This is a genomic window from Niveispirillum sp. (assembly GCF_052437035.1).
Classification (GTDB): domain Bacteria; phylum Pseudomonadota; class Alphaproteobacteria; order Azospirillales; family Azospirillaceae; genus Niveispirillum.
Map to the genome: position 1 here is coordinate 311,136 of NZ_JBQVOH010000006.1, position 14,985 is coordinate 326,120.

Here is a 14,985-nt window from a genome sequence, read left to right on the forward strand (position 1 = left end):
CGGTTGCCCGGCGCGGCCTTTTCGTCCCAACCCTTCCGGGATCAGAACTTGGACGTGATTTCAACGCCGTAGAAGGGCGCCTCGTTCACGATGCCGGTCAGATTGTTGAAGTCGATGGCGCCTTCCAGCGACTTCTCGTTCGTGATGTTGCGACCGAACACGGCCACCCCGAACTTCTCATCATCCGACACATAACCGACCTTCAGGCCGCCTTCCAGTTTGCTGTCGGAATAAAATTCCTTCGACGTGTACAGGAAGAAATTGACCTTGGAGCGGTAGTTCCAGTCGGTGAAGACATAGACCTCGCCGGTCGACACCGGGATGCCGTAACGGGCCGTGGCGGACAGGATCCACTTAGGCGCGTTGGGGAAGGAATTGCCATCCAACACTGCCAATGTGCCCAGTACAGGGTTCACCACAGTGGGGTCGGTGACTGTGCAGCCGCCGCCGCAGACGGGAATACGCAGGGTCTTGTCCTGGATTTCCGTGTGGTTATAGGAGAGGCCGCCCGTCAGCAGCAGGTTCTCGGTCGGCAGCAGTTCCAGCTCCGCTTCGAAACCATAGCCTTCGCCGCCATCGGCATTGATCAGCGTGTTGTTGTTCGACGTACCGCCAACAGCCGTGAACTGCTGATTGTTGATGTCGGTATAGAAGGCAGTGACGTTCAGACGAGCCTTGCGTTCCCACAGGTTCGACTTGATGCCAGCCTCATAGGACATCAGCGTCTCGGCCTTGGCGATGGACAGGGCGTCGCGGTTGATGTCCGGGCCGAAATAGAACAGCGGACGGCTCTGGATCGACGGGGCGCGATAGCCGTTGGCCACGCGGGTGAACAGATTGATGTCGTCCGTCGCCTTATAGGTCAGGGCGACGTCCCAGGTCACCTGACCATCGGACAGGCTGGCATTGCCACGGGTGGAACCCGGTACGCCCGGCATGGTGCGGACGACGGAGAAGTCCTTCTCTTCGTCGTTATAGCGCACGCCACCCGTCAGAACGACCTGTTCCGTCAGGTCGTAGGAGGCCTGGCCGAACACCGCCCAGGTCTTGGTTTCCTGCCGGCTGTCGGTGAAGACGAAGATGTTGCGCGGGTCGGACGCGTTGCCATAGGCATAGCCATAGGCCGTCACGTCCTCGTTAAAATAGAACAGGCCGGTCTGCCAGCGGAGGCGCTCGCCATCGGCGTTCGACAGGCGCAGTTCCTGCGTCCACTGTGCATGGTCGGGCAGGGCGTCCGCCGTTTCGCTGTCGAACGGGATAAAGCCGGGGCCGCGACCCGCGACACCGCCATCGATATCGCCGCGCGTATAGACGTCCGCCGTCTCATAGCCGGTGATGGAGGTCAGCAGCAGGCCATCGAGATCATATTCCAGCTTCAGGCTGCCGCCCTGGCTGGACACGTCCAGATCGTTCTGGCCGTTCTGGTAGACGCTGTTGCGCGAGAAGGTGGAGGACAGGTTGTTGTTGCCCTTGGTGATGGCATTGGCCACAAACACGCGGGCCGAGCCGTCCAGGTCACGCGCATGGGCGTTGAACAAAGCCGTCAGCGGGCCCTTTTCATACATCAGCTGCAGGCGGGCTGCCGTCTCGGAGAAGCCGCCGATGGCGTCCTTCTCACCCGTGAAGGTGTTGTCGATGAAATTGTCCTTGCGGTCATATTTCATGGACAGGCGGGCCGACAGAACGCCATCGATCAGCGCGCCACCGATGGCGCCTTCAGCACCAATGGTGTTCTTACGGCCATAGGAGGCGGACAGATAGCCCTCGGTCTCCTGGGTCGGCTTCTTGGAGACGAAGCTGATGGTACCCGCCGGCGTGTTACGGCCGAACAGCGTGCCCTGCGGCCCGCGCAGCACTTCCACCCGCTCGGTATCGAAGATGGGGAAGCCGCGCAGCAGCGGGTTTTCCTGCACCACCTCGTCGATCACCAGACCGACGGGCTGGGTCGAGTTCAGGTCGAAATCGCTGTTGCCCAGGCCGCGGATGTAAAAGCGCGGGAAGGTGCGGGCAAAGGTCGATTCGGCATACAGGCTGGGAACCTGGGCCGACAGGGCCAGCAGGTCGACACCGCCGGACATGACGGAATTCAGCTTGTCATCGCTGATCGTGCCGACCGACACGGGAACCTGCTGCTGGTTCTCGGCGCGCTTGGTGGCGGTGACGATGATCTCGTCCAGCACGGCCTGGGCGCTGGCCACGGGCGCCGCGGCGGACAGGGCCAGCAGGCTGGCGGCACCGGCCAGCAGACGAAGATGAGACGGATTGCCTTTACGCATTATGGAATGCCCCCTTCAGAGCCTGATTGCGGCGGTCATGGCGCCGGCGTCGATTCCTGGTCCGAAACGCCGCCCCTTCGTTCATGCAAGAGGGGCGATCATCGTATTTGCGCACAGAAATACCCGCCCGGGTCACCCCGGCCGGGTTTATCAATCGTTTGCTGCGTTACAACATGAAGTGCTGGTGGGCGCTGATCAAGATCGTGCGCTGCGTAACTGTGACGTTACCATGACGGTGATGCAGTTATGGCACAGGCTGGTAAGTAACGAATGAAATATGACAGTTCCATGACATGTTATTTCCGCATATCGCGGCGCAGCAAACTTCCCGCGGCAATAGGTGCGGGGCGGGTCGGAATCCAGCATCCGTGCCTTTATGGAAACCCCGCCTCAAATCAGTTTCTTTCGAATGACAGCGCTGATATAGGCTGAATGTTCCAAGACGCGGATCAACGCGCCTCCGACAACGTTGTCCGATGGGGGGACGGGGCATGACACCAGCCCAGCTCAGTGTGGTCTTCTTTCTGCAGCTCGCGGTGATTATCGTTGCCTGCCGGGGGGTGGGTTGGCTTGCCAAACGCTATCTGGGCCAGCCGCAGGTGGTGGGGGAGATGATTGCCGGTGTGATCCTGGGGCCGTCGCTGCTGGGATTGCTGGCGCCGGATATCCAGGGGCTGCTGTTCCCCAAGGAATCGAAAAGCGTGCTGTTCGTGGGCGCGCAGTTCGGTGTCGGCCTCTACATGTTCCTGGTGGGGCTTGGCTTCCGGGGTGATCATTTCAAGTCCAACGCGGTCAGCGCCGCTGCCGTTTCGTTGTCGGGCATGGCGGCACCTTTCCTGCTGGCCATTCTGATCACGCCCTGGTTGATGAGCCATGGTCTGTTCAACGAGGCACTGACCCTGCCGCAGACGACCCTGTTCATGGGCGCCTGCATCGCCATCACGGCCTTCCCCATGCTGGCCCGGATCATCCATGAACGTGGCCTGTCGCATACGCCGCTGGGTACCCTGTCGCTGTCGGCGGGTGCCATTGATGATGCCGGCGCCTGGACGGTGCTGGCCATCGTGCTGGCCACCTTCGGTGACGGACCCATGGTGGCGGTGAAGGCCATTGGCGGCGGGCTTGCCTTTGCGGTCTTCATGCTGACCCTCGGTCCCCGTCTGCTGGCCCCCCTGGGCCGCAAGGCCGAGCGTGAAGGCAAGGTCAGCCACACGACCCTGGGCATCGTGCTGATCCTGTTCCTGCTGTCGGCATGGGCCATGGATGCTGCCGGTATTCATGCGGTGTTTGGTGGCTTCCTGCTGGGATGTGTGATCCCGCGCGGCGTTCTGGCCACTGAACTGCGCAAGCAGTTGGAGCCGTTTGCCGTCGTCGTGTTGCTGCCAATGTTCTTTACCTATTCGGGCCTGCACACCCAACTGACACTGGTTGATAATGTCGAACTGGCGCTGGTGACGCTGGGCATTCTGGTGGCCTCTATCCTGGCCAAGGGTGGGGCCTGCTGGGCCGCCGCCCGCCTGACGGGACAGGACAATGCCACCGCTATGGGCATTGGCGCCCTGATGAATGCCCGTGGGCTGATGGAACTGATCATCATCAATATCGGATTGCAGAAGGGCATTATTGGCCCGGCCCTGTTCTCCATGCTGGTCGTGATGGCGATCGTCACTACCCTCATGGCCTCACCCCTGTTTGAACTGGTCTATGGTCGCAAGGCCCGGGCGCGGGGCGAGTTGGGGGCGTTGAACGAGCAGGACAGTGATTTCGCGGAGGTTCGCGAGGCCCGCTGATCAACAGATATTGCTGCCTCATGAAGCCCGGCGTCTGGAAGGACGCCGGGCTTTTTTGTTTTCTGAACGGCCAAACGCCGCTCCCCGCTATTCGATCATAACTCGATATATCTGATATGCATCGATCCCATCTGGACAAATCTCTATCAGAAGATCAAATCAGATATATCGAAACACAGTCCGATAGAGGAGGGGCCCATGAGGGGGTTCTTTTTTGGCCGTGGCGGCCATGGTGGCGGCTTTGGCCGCGATGGGGATGATGATGATTTCCGCGGCTTCGGTCGCGGTGGCGGGCGTCATGGTGGGCGTGGCGGGCCGGGTGGCCGGGGTTTCGGGCATGGCGGCCTGCGCCTGGTGCTGCTGCGCCTGATCGCGGACAAGCCCAGCCACGGTTACGAACTGATCAAGGAGATTGAGGAGCGGTCGCAGGGCCATTACACGCCCTCGCCCGGCGTCATCTATCCTGCCCTGTCCTGGCTGGAGGATGGCGGCTTCATCACCATTGAGGCGGGGGAGGATGCGCGCAAGCAGGCCCGCATCACACCGGCGGGTGAAACCTACCTGCGCGAGCAGGCGGATGAAGTGCAGCGGCTGTTCGCCCTGATGCAGGCGGGTGCCGAAGAACGCGGCGGCGGGCCGGAATATGCGCCCCTGTTCCGCGCCATGCATAACCTGAAGGCCGCCCTGCGCACCCGCGCCCTGCGGCCCTTGTCCAAGACTGAGATCGAAACCATCGTCGACTGGATCGACGAACTGGCCCGCAAGATTGAAAGGCTGTGACCATGGCGCCCGATATCCACAGCCCCGCCCGCAGTGTGCAGCGCCATCGGTTTGAGACGCGCCGCCGCGACCTGACCGTGACCGGGCGCGAGCAACTGACCCCCCACATGTTGCGCCTGACCGTGACGGGCGATCTGTCGGGGTTTCAGTCGCTGGGCTTTGACGATCATGTGAAGCTGTTTTTCCCCGATCCCGTCACAGGTTCCTATGAGGTGGCGGAAGGGGCCAAGCCGCTGGCCCGTGATTATACCCCCCGCCGCTTCGATGTGGCGGCAGGTACGCTGGTGCTTGATTTCGCCCTGCATGGCGTGGCGGAGGGGCAGGCGGGGCCGGCCACCCTGTGGGCACACAGGGCGCAGATCGGTGACCGGCTGGCGATCGGTGGGCCGCGCGGTTCCAGCGTGTGGCCTGTCGATTTCGACCTGCACCTGCTGATCGGCGATGATACGGCTCTGCCCGCCATCGGGCGGCGTCTGGAGGAACTGCCCGACGGCGTTCGCGCCCTGGTCTTGGTGGAGGTGGATAGCCCCGAGGATTGCCTGCCCCTGACCAGCAGGGCCGAATTCACCATCCATTGGCTGTTCCGCGACCTGTCCCATGGCGCACGGGATCTTCTGTCGGCGGTGGCCGGCCTGCGCCTGCCGCATCAGGATGTTTTCGCCTGGGCGGCGGGGGAGGCACGGCAGACGCGGCTGATCCGTGACGCGCTGCTGAACCGCCATGGCCTAGACCCGCAATGGGTCAAGGCGTCAGGCTATTGGCAGCAGGGAGAGGCGGGCGCCCATATGCGGATCGAGTGAGGGCAGCCGCCCTCATTCCCCGCGCCGGCGGGCCACGGCTGCGATGGCCAGCGCCACGCCGACATGGGCGGCGATATCCGTGGCGGAGAACAGCCCGTCCCAGCGCGGGAAGATGCCGGGCCAGCGTAGGGGCAGGACCACCAGATACATGGCCCCATAAAGCCCAAGCCCATAGGCCACTGCCGCCGGCCAGCGCCAGCTACGCAGCAATGCGACACGGCGCAGGGCCAGCAGATAGACGGTGGCCATGACCAGGGCGATGCCGATATGGGTGGCAAAGCCCAGCGCCGCTGTGGTCAGCCCGCCATCGCGGGCCGCCCCACCGATCCAGCCGCCTGCCACGCCTTGCCAGACGCGCATCACGCCGATGCCGCGCACCATGCCCATGATGGATGCATAGATACCGTCGATGCTGGCCCCCGCCAGCCCGGCCATCACAATGGTTCCCGGCAGCCCCGCCCGATCCCGCATGTCCCATTCCCCATCCGGATTTTGGGGCAATTCTAGATTCCGGTCGGTTTTGGCCATGGACCCAATTCGGGCAGAATGAAAAGGCCCGCGCAGGTTCCCCTGCGCGGCCCTGGCCGTTTCCGGTCACGCGGAGTGGCTTATTCGTCGCGGCCCATCTGTTCTTGCAGGTAGTTCTGCAGGCCCACGCTCTTGATCAGGCCCAGCTGCGTTTCCAGCCAGTCGATATGCTCCTCGGTATCTTCTAGGATGCGGCGGAAAATCTCCTTCGACTGGTAATCGCGCACGCCCTCGCAATACTGCATGGCCTCGATCAGCTCGCTGCGGTTCCGGCTTTCAATAGCCAGATCGCCCTCCAGGCACTCCGGCACATCCTCGCCGATATGCAGCTTGTGAAGGTTCTGCAGGTTCGGCAGCCCTTCTAGAAACAGCACGCGCTCGATCAGGTAATCGGCGTGCTTCATCTCGCCGATGCTTTCTTCGTACACCTTCTTGCCCAGACGCAGGAAACCCCAGTTCTTGAGCATGCGGGCGTGCAGGAAATACTGATTGATCGCCGTCAGCTCGTTGGTCAGGATGGTGTTGAGATGCTGGATGACGGTGGCGTCGCCTTTCATGGGAACCTTCGCAATCTTGTCGGTAAAAAGGGTTGGAAGGCATAGCGCCCACGGGACCGATACTGGCACAGCCAACCCGCTTTGTCTTCTGATAACGTATTGCAATTAAAGGAAAAAGCGACTGATAGGCAGTCGCACTCCACCCCTAGGGAGTAACCCGCAAAGATGCCAGCCCCCGTTCGTTACCTTGAAGATTTCGCCCCCGGTATGGAGTTCGAATTCGGAGACCGTCTGGTCACCGCCGAAGAGGTGGTACAGTTCGCGCAGGAGTATGACCCCCAGCCCTTCCATCTGGATGAAGAGGCGGGCAAGGCCACGCATTTCGGCGGATTGGTCGCCAGCGGCTGGCAGACGGCGGGCTTCATGATGCGAATGCTGGTGGACAATATGCTGTCGCCGCAAACCTCACTGGGATCGCCCGGCCTGGATGAGCTGCGCTGGCTGAAGCCTGTGCGTCCCGGTGACCGGTTACGGGTGCGTATCCGCGTTCTGGAGGTCAAGCGCTCCCGTTCCCGCCCGGAAATGGGCACCATCCGTCAGTCCACGGAAGTGCTGAACCACAAGGATGAAGTCGTCATGTCGATGTTTTCCATCGGCATGGTGCGGGCCCGCGCGATACCGGAAGATTCTGCCGGTTAACTTGTTAAACTGGCTTCCTTACCTTCTACAACATGCGCATGGAGGCAGGGTTATTCCAAATGGACTAACCCATGTCTCCGTCGCACTTCCCAAAAGGTTGGATAATCGCTTATGATGTCCCCCTGTCGGTGCAATGGGAGCCATCATGGCGCGGGAAGTGATTGATTTCTCTCCGGGTGAGTGGGTAGAGGAACTGACGCCGCCGAAGCGTCGCTTTCAGATCATGGCCGTTCATTCCAAGCCGGGCACCCCGGCACCCAACGTGGAACTGGCCGTGGATGGCAATCCCGTCCATCGGCTCAGCCTGTCGATCTTTGCGCTGGCCGACATGCATCGGTTCCGCCGCGTCCGCTGATGGTTGGAGGGGCGTTGTGCCCCTCTGCCCCTGCCCTGTTTACTTGCGGGTCCCGCGCACCAGGCGCCAGCCCATGCGGCCCAGATAGATGGCGATGCAGCCATAGACCACGATCTTGGACACAGGATCGACCCAGGTCTCCACCTTATCATACTGGCTTTCCAGCAGATATCCCGCCGCCGTCAGGACCGATGTCCAGACCAGGGAGCCGATGGTGGTGAGCAGCAGGAAGGTCGGCATCCCCATCCGCGCCATACCGGCAGGAACGGAGATCAAGGTGCGGATGGCCGGGATCAGGCGGCCCAGCAGCACAGCCTTGCGCCCGTGCCGTGCGAACCAACCAAAGGCCATTTCGACGTCGGGCGGGTCCATGGTCATGATAAATCCAAACCGCTCCGACAGGGCGATCACCCGGTCATGGCCCAGCATGCGGCCGATATAGTACCAGGGCAGCCCACCCAGCACCGATCCCGCCGTGCCGACCAGAACGACCAGCACCGGGTCCATCTTCCCCTGCGCCGCCAGAAACCCGCCCAGCGGCATGATCAGTTCCGACGGAATGGGCGGGAAGACATTTTCCAGGAACATCAGGATCAGCAGGCCCCAATAGCCCATCTGATCGACCAGATTGAGAAGATTGTCGAACATGTTTCTTTCCGTTCACGGGCCCGCCGCCACGAGGCACGGACCCTGTACCCTATCCCTCTAACCGCCGCCAATGGCAAAACGGGGGCGTGTTCTGTCCATTGGACTCATTTTTCAACATGCTCTGCCCCAAGACCTAAGCCGGATGGTCTATTCCTTTGGGAGAAAAATCCGCTATCATAGGGACGTGGATAAGGTTATCCACCCATGAACCCGGTTCAGCCGGCCTCGCCTCTGGCTCGGGCGGTGGACGGCATCGGGTAACCGGTTTCGGCCTGTTTCCATCGGGAAGCATTGGCCCGCAGTTTCAGGAGAGTGGCGATGGTATTGTCCAGGCGGACGGCGGAACCCCCGAAGGTGGGGGAATGGCTGGAGGAACTGAAGATGCCCCGGCGGCGCCTGTTGGTGCATGCCGTGCACCAGCATGCCACCCGTCCGACGCATGTCGAATTCCTGGTGGAAGGCCGCAACAGCGACCGGCTGTCGCTGGCACTGGAAGTGGTGCTGGACACCACCCGCTTCCGCCGTTTGGGACCCAGCCAGCACGCGGCCTGATCTGCCCTTCACATTTGCAATGGATGAACGCCGCCGCGGCAGCGCGCCCGGTGGCGTTTTGATTCTCCGGGGTGAGTTCCTGCGTGTGTCAGGGTGACGTTGCGCCCGTAACGGCCCTATACCGGTCCCACCACAGCGCCCGCGCCTCTGCCTCTCCCACCACCATGATCGGTTGGGTCCAGAGTTTGCCCCGGTAATTGCCGCCAATGTCTCGGCGGGCCAGTTTTTCCGGCCAGCCCATCAGCTGGATTGCCTCCGAGATGGCCGTGACCTTGTCGGCCTTCTTGATCAGGTCGGTCTGCGTGGTCGGCAGGGGCCAGGGAAGGCCGACGGACAGGAACAGCGCGCGGTCCAGCCGGGCCTTGACCTCTTTCAGGCCCGCCGTCGCAAACAGCTTGCCATAGGGGGTGACGACGTCACCCAACCCACCCCCTTCATGCAGATCATGCATCAGGGCCGCCAGTCGCAGGGCGGGGCTGGCATCGGGTGCCAGCAGGGTGACCAGAACCTGTTCCAGCAGTACCGAATGCTGCAGGACATTATAGGCGGTGTCGCCGCGCGTCTGGCCGCCCCAGCGCGCCACGCGCGACGCACCCGTCACCCAATCCTCCAGCATGATGTCGGCGGGCGACGGATCGTACAGGTTCACCCAGCGGCCCGACCGCATCAGCAGGTTGGTGCGCGGCGCGTCCAGATGGGTGGGGACGGGGGGAGGCTTGCTCATGGCGTCAGTTCGCAGCTGGGTACAGCAAGGCCCCGACCTCGGCCAGCCGCGCCTCATCGCTGCCCGGTGGCAGGGCCGCCATGGTCTGGGCGGCGGCCTTCGTCTGACCCACCCGGTACTGCACCATGCCCAGCCGCAGCCGGACGACATTGGGGGACAGCAGCTTGCCTTTTAGTGCCTGCTGCAACATCGCGATACCCTGATCCGTCTGCCCCAGGGAGACCAGGATCATGCCCAGCTTGGCCATGGCATTGGCATCCTTGCCCGCCGCCACCTCCTGCTGCCGGGCGGCCAGATCCTGCTTCTGCGCCGTCAGTTGCCTGGCAGCATAGTCGCGCAGGCGTTCATGCCGGTCCTGCTTGGGACCCTTGCCCAGTATGCCCAGTGACCAGCCGCGTTCCAGAACGGCGGCGGCCTCTGCGGGCAGTTCCTCCACCATGGCGCGCTGGGCCATTTCGGTGAAGGAGTCCGGGTTCTCATAGGCATTGGCCGCCAGCCGCAGACGCGCCCAATCCAGGTCCAGCTTTTCGGGGACGGGCTTGGCCTGTTGCATGGCGTTGAACAGGCGCAGCCAGTTCTCCTTGCTGCGGTCGGTGCGCAACTGCTGCTTCAGGGTCTTGATATAGCCCTCGATATTGCCGGACCCGAATTCCGACGCGGCCTGAAGTTGCAGCACTTCCGCCGAGGGCGCGCGACCGGCCTTGCGCTGATCCTCAATCAGGGCCTGGGCCAGCTTGCCGGCCTTGGCGGGTTCCTTGGCCCGGAAATAGGCCTCTGCAACCATCTGGCGGAAGGCATCGCTGAGCCTGCCGGCGGCCATGGCCTTTTCCCCGAACTCCGCCGACTTGGCATAGTTGCCGGCCCGGTACCAGAGTTGGGACAGGGTTTCGAGCGCACCTGCCTGATCGGCGGCGGACAGCGGCACCAGACTAGTCGCCGCCTCGAACGCGATGGCCGCTTTGTCGAAGCGCCCCTGCGCCTTGAAAATGGCGGCGCGCGTCTGCTCTACCGCCCATTTTTCTTCCGCCGTGATGGTGGGCACGGCGGCGGCCTTGTCGATGGCGGCCAGGGCCGCGTCAAAACGGTTGGCGGCCAGCGCCTCCTTCGCCGCCTGCAGCGGCAGGCCGACCTCCCTGCTGACGGTAAGGGTTGGCGCCGCCGCCACGGGTAGCGACAGAAGCAGGCAGAGCGCGGCAGCGGACAGCAGCGAACAGGTCGGTCGGGCAAGGCGGGCGGGGCGCATCATCACTCCGGCAGAAAGGCAGGCGGGCCGTCCGCAGGTTTTGCGTCGGATCGCGCCTTGGTTCAAGTCCCGCTTGGCCTTTGAGGTTCGGTTTGCTGGTGGGGCAGATGTTAGGCTGCGGTGGAGCGGGCGCTGGTCAGGTCGCCCCGACCCTCCAGCAGGCCGGGAACCGAGATATCCTCATCCAGGGCATCCCAATGCAGGCCACGTCCGCTGGGGCTGATCATGACAGCGGCCCGTTGTTCAGGCGTGGCGTGCAGCAATCGGGGAAACCAGGCGAGGGGTACACCGATGGTGCGGCCATCACGCAGATCGACCCACATCGTATGGTCATCAAACCGAACTGTTTCAGCGGAAATGCCCATGCCATGCCTCTTCGATCAGTGCCTTGTTCTGCTCCACGACCCGCAGCAACTGGGAGAGTTCGCGACGGGTAAAGCCTTCACTGTCAGCGATAGCAGCCTCAGGATAGAGCCAGATTTTCGCTTCTGCATCAGCTCTCTGTGCGTGAACGTGAATGGGCTCACGCGGATTGCCCTCGTTTGAGAAGAAATGAAACCGGATTTCTTCCCATCGGAAGATGACAGGCATGTCGTCTCCTGACACGAGGTGTCGGATGAAGTCACCTCTCCATGAGAGTTCTGTATATGCGTGTTTATGTAAATCCATAAATGCACCCTATCCCCCCACCCCCTGTCCACAAGGAAGCCATGCCGCCCGCCCCCCTGGGCAAAATGCCGGATCGCGGGCATAGTGTGCGCCTGCGAAATCCCTTATTTCGAGTATCGTTCCCCATGGATATGTTGCCCCCGGAGCCGTCAGTGGCGATGGACCCGGATATGGTCTTCTCTGTTGCCCGGCATCACCCGGAAATTACCACCGTCGGCCGTCTGGGCCTGGACCGGATAGAGCAGGCGGCTGCCTATGGCATGGTGCCGCTGGGCCTGCCGCTGCCGCAGGGGCGACGTGATCTGGTGGTGATGGCAGAGCGGCGGGATGCCGTGGCGTTGGAGATCGAGGGGCTGGTGGCGCGGCTGGTGCGCCGGGCCGAGTTGCTGGAACAGGGGCGTCGCGTGCTGGACGGTACGCATGTCGCCCTGCTGGCGGCAGAAGCGAAAAGCCGGGTGCGGGCGCGGGCCTATGACGAGCTGTCCTTTGCCGAGATGCCGGGACCCATCCGTCTGGAAGTCAGCCGCAGCTTCGACATTGATGAACTGGCCGGGCTGGACGATGCCACCCTGCGTCAGCATCTGGTGGAAGACCCGCAGCTGCGTCAGCTGCTGGAAGCGGCGCTGGAGGATGTGGCGGCCCGCCTTTGGCAGCTGCATGACCTTGTGGGCGAGGCGGATGACAGCTGGACCTTCGAGAATCTGGCTCAGCGTCTCTACCGCGTTGCGCGCACCAACCATCAGCCCAACGATATCCTTCGGCGTTGGGAAGAGGTGGCGGACACCTGGCTGCGTGAACGCGCCGTGGCGCGTGGCCGCACCTTTGTGAATACCGAATTCGACTTCGCGAAGTTTGAAAAGCTGTTCCCCACGGCGCGTTCCATGGGGCGCAAGCTGGTGGCCGTGGTCGGCCCCACCAATTCCGGCAAGACCCACCGCGCCATGGCGGCCCTGCATGAGGCCGAACAGGGTGTCTATCTGGCTCCCCTGCGCCTTCTGGCACTGGAGGTCATGGACCGGCTGAACCGGGAGGGGACGCCCACCACCTTGCTGACAGGCGAGGAGGAAATCCGCGTTCCCGGCGCCCGGCATCTGGCCTCCACCATTGAGATGCTGGACCCCGAACAGGTGGTGGATGTCGCCGTCATCGACGAGATCCAGATGCTGGCCGACAAGGATCGCGGTTGGGCCTGGACGGCGGCGCTGATGGGGGTGGCGGCGCGCACCGTCTATCTGCTGGGCGCGCCGGAGGCGCTGCCGCTGATCGAGCGGGTGGCGGGGTATCTGGGGGAACCGCTGGAGATTGTGCGGCTGGAACGCAAGCAGCCGCTGCACATGGTTGAAGAGCGGTTGGAATTTGAAGATGTGCGGAAGGGCGATGCCCTGATCGCCTTCTCTCGCCGCAACGTGCATCTGGTCCGCGACATTGTGCAGGCCAAGGGCCTGACGGCGGCGGTGATCTACGGCGCGCTGGCGCCGGAGGTGCGGCGGCGCGAGGCGGAGCGGTTTACCAATGGCGAGGCCGATGTGGTGGTGGCTACCGATGCCATCGGCATGGGCCTGAACCTGCCCATCCGCCGCGTGCTGTTCACCACCCTGGAAAAGTTCGACGGGGTGGAGCAGCGGGAACTGGCGCCTGCCGAGTTGAAACAGATCGCGGGCCGGGCCGGACGGTATGGTCATCATGAGGTTGGCGAATTCGGCGTGGTGGCCAAGGGTACGGTGCAGCAGCTGCGCACCATCTGGACCCGCCATGACCCGTCTTTCGGTTCCCGCCGCGCCCTGACGGTGCGGCCCACCCGCGCCATGGTCGACCGGCTGGCCGGGCGGATCGGTCGGGACAGCATGATGCTGCTGATCGACTGTTTCGCAGCGGCGCGGACCACGGGCAGCCCTTATCGCGTGGCCGACCTGTCGGCCCTGCGCCGTCTGGCCCAGGCCCTGGACGAGCGTGATATCGGATTTGAACAGAAGCTGTCCCTGCTGTTCATGCCGTGCGATCCCGAGAAGGAAGTGGATGCCCGCTTCTTCAATCAGATCCTGCGCGCGGTTGAAAAGGATGAGCCGGTACCGCTGGGCCTGGTCGTGCCGGCCCGCATGGAACGGCTGGATGATTATGGGCTGGAGGAACTGTCACGGTCCTGCGACCTCTATTATTGGGCCAGCCGCAAGTTTCCCCGTCTGTTTCCCGACCGAAAGGCCGTGGAGGAACGCCGGGCCGAGGTGGCGGGCCGCTTGTCTGAACTGCTGGCCAGCACGGCGCGCCGCCAACGCATGGGCAAAGGGCCGGGCGGTCGGCCCGGTGGCGGAGGTAAGCTAAAGCCGCCCCAGGGCTTTCGGGGGGCGCCCAAAAAGCGGTATGGGCCACGCAAAGGGTGAGATCGAAACCGCCGGGAATCCCCAATTGCCTACCGCTATTTGGGGATTCCCTATGACCTGTTACCACAGGGTAAAGGGTGCTATATTAGAAAACTGAAAGGTCCCCCTTTTAAAAGGTGAAGGATATGTCGTTGTCCGCCAAGGTTGAAGGAAATACCGATCAATCTTCAGGTGCTGGACAATCTTATAAAGATACTGATATCTATAAATGCTATAAACGTTCGCCTTACTCATCTATAAAACACTCATCTTATTTTCATGCATATGAAGATTTATTCAGTTCGTACCGGGGCCGTGAGATTACCTTTGTCGAGGTTGGCATTCTGAACGGCGGGTCACTGTTCATGTGGCGGGAATTTTTCGGTCCCAAGGCACGTATCATTGGCCTGGACTTCAATCCCGCTGCCAAAAGGTGGGAACAGGACGGGTTTGAAATCCATATCGGTGATCAGGCCAATCCGGAATTCTGGCAGGAGCTTTTTGCCAAGATCGGAAAAGTGGACATCCTGCTGGATGATGGCGGCCACACATTCGAACAGCAGATCGTGACCGTCTGCGAGGCGCTGCCCCATGTCCGGGATGGGGGCCTGATCGCGGTGGAGGATACCCACACCAGCTATTTCAAGGATTTCGGCTATCCCACCCCCTATTCCTTCATCGAATGGACGAAGGTGATCGTCGATAACATCAATTCCCGGTTCCCCGGCATCAATCAGCCCTTTTCCACGCTGCCTTACAAGGACAGTGTCTTCTCGCTACATTTCTATGAATCGATCGTGGGCTTCAAGATCCGCCGTGACATCTGCGTGCCCAGCCACCCTGTTTCCAATGGCGCCCCCAACCGTCAGCACGAGGATTTCCGGAACAAGGACAGCCTGATCGGCACGGTGGAGGAACGGTCAAACGCGCTGTCGCGCCGTCTGGCCTTCCTGCGCAACATGCCGTTCCTGTGGCGCACCTTGTCGGCTGCCAAGCGTGTCACGGTCACCGCGGTCGGTCGGTACTATTACAAGGCGCGGCTGCGCCGTCTGCGGCACCTTTTCTGA

Annotated in this window: 16 protein-coding genes; 8 read left to right on the top strand and 8 right to left on the bottom strand. The window is 62.4% G+C overall.

The window, feature by feature from the left end; genetic code table 11:
- Positions 1 to 41 precede the first annotated feature (41 nt).
- Positions 42 to 2,276: a TonB-dependent receptor gene (locus ACT6Q8_RS16795; protein ID WP_444733081.1), complete on the bottom strand. Its 2,235-nt coding sequence runs from the start codon at positions 2,274 to 2,276 to the stop codon at positions 42 to 44.
- A gap of 491 nt (positions 2,277 to 2,767) precedes the next feature.
- Between ACT6Q8_RS16795 and ACT6Q8_RS16800 the strand changes: the two genes are divergently transcribed.
- The 3 genes from ACT6Q8_RS16800 to ACT6Q8_RS16810 all read left to right on the top strand — a co-directional run bounded on the left by ACT6Q8_RS16800 (position 2,768) and on the right by ACT6Q8_RS16810 (position 5,646).
- Positions 2,768 to 4,066, top strand: coding sequence for a cation:proton antiporter (locus ACT6Q8_RS16800; RefSeq protein ID WP_054169880.1), 1,299 nt, complete (start codon positions 2,768 to 2,770; stop codon positions 4,064 to 4,066).
- Positions 4,067 to 4,264: 198 nt separating this feature from the next.
- Positions 4,265 to 4,846 carry a PadR family transcriptional regulator gene (locus ACT6Q8_RS16805; RefSeq protein ID WP_054169817.1) on the top strand — a complete coding sequence of 194 codons (582 nt, stop codon included), beginning with the start codon at positions 4,265 to 4,267 and terminating at the stop codon, positions 4,844 to 4,846.
- A gap of 2 nt (positions 4,847 to 4,848) precedes the next feature.
- A complete protein-coding gene (locus tag ACT6Q8_RS16810) occupies positions 4,849 to 5,646 on the top strand; it encodes a siderophore-interacting protein (RefSeq protein ID WP_444733082.1) in 798 nt (265 codons plus the stop codon).
- Between the two features lie 12 nt (positions 5,647 to 5,658).
- On the opposite strand, the gene ACT6Q8_RS16815 is transcribed toward ACT6Q8_RS16810, so the two are convergent.
- Together ACT6Q8_RS16815 and bfr are read right to left on the bottom strand one after the other, a co-directional pair.
- Complete coding sequence (locus ACT6Q8_RS16815; RefSeq protein ID WP_444733083.1) at positions 5,659 to 6,117, bottom strand: hypothetical protein; 459 nt, start codon at positions 6,115 to 6,117, stop codon at positions 5,659 to 5,661.
- 137 nt (positions 6,118 to 6,254) lie between these two features.
- On the bottom strand, positions 6,255 to 6,731 hold the full coding sequence (gene bfr / locus ACT6Q8_RS16820; protein WP_054169820.1) for a bacterioferritin: 477 nt from the start codon (positions 6,729 to 6,731) through the stop codon (positions 6,255 to 6,257).
- Positions 6,732 to 6,896: 165 nt separating this feature from the next.
- On the opposite strand from bfr, the gene ACT6Q8_RS16825 reads away from it, so the two are divergent.
- Both ACT6Q8_RS16825 and ACT6Q8_RS16830 read left to right on the top strand, forming a co-directional pair.
- Positions 6,897 to 7,370 (top strand): MaoC family dehydratase, encoded by a 474-nt coding sequence (locus tag ACT6Q8_RS16825; protein WP_054169821.1) that lies wholly within the window; start codon positions 6,897 to 6,899, stop codon positions 7,368 to 7,370.
- Between the two features lie 145 nt (positions 7,371 to 7,515).
- Complete coding sequence (locus ACT6Q8_RS16830) at positions 7,516 to 7,725, top strand: hypothetical protein (protein WP_156344811.1); 210 nt, start codon at positions 7,516 to 7,518, stop codon at positions 7,723 to 7,725.
- 39 nt (positions 7,726 to 7,764) lie between these two features.
- Here the strand turns inward: ACT6Q8_RS16830 and ACT6Q8_RS16835 are convergent, their stop codons facing one another.
- Positions 7,765 to 8,373 (bottom strand): DedA family protein, encoded by a 609-nt coding sequence (locus ACT6Q8_RS16835; protein ID WP_444733084.1) that lies wholly within the window; start codon positions 8,371 to 8,373, stop codon positions 7,765 to 7,767.
- Positions 8,374 to 8,691: 318 nt separating this feature from the next.
- On the opposite strand from ACT6Q8_RS16835, the gene ACT6Q8_RS16840 reads away from it, so the two are divergent.
- Positions 8,692 to 8,925, top strand: a complete 234-nt coding sequence (locus ACT6Q8_RS16840) for a hypothetical protein (RefSeq protein ID WP_102114575.1) — start codon at positions 8,692 to 8,694, stop codon at positions 8,923 to 8,925.
- An 88-nt stretch (positions 8,926 to 9,013) separates the two neighbouring features.
- Here the strand turns inward: ACT6Q8_RS16840 and ACT6Q8_RS16845 are convergent, their stop codons facing one another.
- The 4 genes from ACT6Q8_RS16845 to ACT6Q8_RS16860 all read right to left on the bottom strand — a co-directional run bounded on the left by ACT6Q8_RS16845 (position 9,014) and on the right by ACT6Q8_RS16860 (position 11,483).
- A complete protein-coding gene (locus ACT6Q8_RS16845) occupies positions 9,014 to 9,649 on the bottom strand; it encodes a hydrolase (RefSeq protein ID WP_444733085.1) in 636 nt (211 codons plus the stop codon).
- 4 nt (positions 9,650 to 9,653) lie between these two features.
- The gene (locus tag ACT6Q8_RS16850; protein WP_444733086.1) at positions 9,654 to 10,895 is read right to left on the bottom strand and encodes a hypothetical protein; all 1,242 of its coding nucleotides are present in this window, start codon (positions 10,893 to 10,895) and stop codon (positions 9,654 to 9,656) included.
- Positions 10,896 to 11,002: 107 nt separating this feature from the next.
- A complete protein-coding gene (locus ACT6Q8_RS16855) occupies positions 11,003 to 11,257 on the bottom strand; it encodes a DUF2442 domain-containing protein (RefSeq protein ID WP_298332644.1) in 255 nt (84 codons plus the stop codon).
- Positions 11,241 to 11,483, bottom strand: a complete 243-nt coding sequence (locus ACT6Q8_RS16860; RefSeq protein ID WP_082372596.1) for a DUF4160 domain-containing protein — start codon at positions 11,481 to 11,483, stop codon at positions 11,241 to 11,243. Before ACT6Q8_RS16860 ends, ACT6Q8_RS16855 begins: the two co-directional genes overlap by 17 nt.
- Positions 11,484 to 11,686: 203 nt before the next feature.
- Between ACT6Q8_RS16860 and ACT6Q8_RS16865 the strand changes: the two genes are divergently transcribed.
- Together ACT6Q8_RS16865 and ACT6Q8_RS16870 are read left to right on the top strand one after the other, a co-directional pair.
- The gene (locus ACT6Q8_RS16865; RefSeq protein ID WP_444733087.1) at positions 11,687 to 13,939 is read left to right on the top strand and encodes a helicase-related protein; all 2,253 of its coding nucleotides are present in this window, start codon (positions 11,687 to 11,689) and stop codon (positions 13,937 to 13,939) included.
- 125 nt (positions 13,940 to 14,064) lie between these two features.
- Positions 14,065 to 14,985 carry a class I SAM-dependent methyltransferase gene (locus ACT6Q8_RS16870; RefSeq protein ID WP_444733088.1) on the top strand — a complete coding sequence of 307 codons (921 nt, stop codon included), beginning with the start codon at positions 14,065 to 14,067 and terminating at the stop codon, positions 14,983 to 14,985.

What these genes read in the sequence shown, in the direction of transcription:
- ACT6Q8_RS16805 (WP_054169817.1), top strand. Translation starts at nt 4,265, where the DNA reads ATGAGGGGGTTCTTTTTTGGCCGTGGCGGCCATGGTGGCGGCTTTGGC.
- ACT6Q8_RS16855 (WP_298332644.1), bottom strand. Translation starts at nt 11,257, where the DNA reads ATGGGCATTTCCGCTGAAACAGTTCGGTTTGATGACCATACGATGTGG.
- ACT6Q8_RS16870 (WP_444733088.1), top strand. Translation starts at nt 14,065, where the DNA reads ATGTCGTTGTCCGCCAAGGTTGAAGGAAATACCGATCAATCTTCAGGT.
- ACT6Q8_RS16840 (WP_102114575.1), top strand. Translation starts at nt 8,692, where the DNA reads ATGGTATTGTCCAGGCGGACGGCGGAACCCCCGAAGGTGGGGGAATGG.
- ACT6Q8_RS16835 (WP_444733084.1), bottom strand. Translation starts at nt 8,373, where the DNA reads ATGTTCGACAATCTTCTCAATCTGGTCGATCAGATGGGCTATTGGGGC.
- ACT6Q8_RS16865 (WP_444733087.1), top strand. Translation starts at nt 11,687, where the DNA reads ATGGATATGTTGCCCCCGGAGCCGTCAGTGGCGATGGACCCGGATATG.
- bfr (WP_054169820.1), bottom strand. Translation starts at nt 6,731, where the DNA reads ATGAAAGGCGACGCCACCGTCATCCAGCATCTCAACACCATCCTGACC.
- ACT6Q8_RS16825 (WP_054169821.1), top strand. Translation starts at nt 6,897, where the DNA reads ATGCCAGCCCCCGTTCGTTACCTTGAAGATTTCGCCCCCGGTATGGAG.
- ACT6Q8_RS16850 (WP_444733086.1), bottom strand. Translation starts at nt 10,895, where the DNA reads ATGATGCGCCCCGCCCGCCTTGCCCGACCGACCTGTTCGCTGCTGTCC.
- ACT6Q8_RS16795 (WP_444733081.1), bottom strand. Translation starts at nt 2,276, where the DNA reads ATGCGTAAAGGCAATCCGTCTCATCTTCGTCTGCTGGCCGGTGCCGCC.
- ACT6Q8_RS16810 (WP_444733082.1), top strand. Translation starts at nt 4,849, where the DNA reads ATGGCGCCCGATATCCACAGCCCCGCCCGCAGTGTGCAGCGCCATCGG.
- ACT6Q8_RS16800 (WP_054169880.1), top strand. Translation starts at nt 2,768, where the DNA reads ATGACACCAGCCCAGCTCAGTGTGGTCTTCTTTCTGCAGCTCGCGGTG.
- ACT6Q8_RS16860 (WP_082372596.1), bottom strand. Translation starts at nt 11,483, where the DNA reads ATGCCTGTCATCTTCCGATGGGAAGAAATCCGGTTTCATTTCTTCTCA.
- ACT6Q8_RS16845 (WP_444733085.1), bottom strand. Translation starts at nt 9,649, where the DNA reads ATGAGCAAGCCTCCCCCCGTCCCCACCCATCTGGACGCGCCGCGCACC.
- ACT6Q8_RS16815 (WP_444733083.1), bottom strand. Translation starts at nt 6,117, where the DNA reads ATGCGGGATCGGGCGGGGCTGCCGGGAACCATTGTGATGGCCGGGCTG.
- ACT6Q8_RS16830 (WP_156344811.1), top strand. Translation starts at nt 7,516, where the DNA reads ATGGCGCGGGAAGTGATTGATTTCTCTCCGGGTGAGTGGGTAGAGGAA.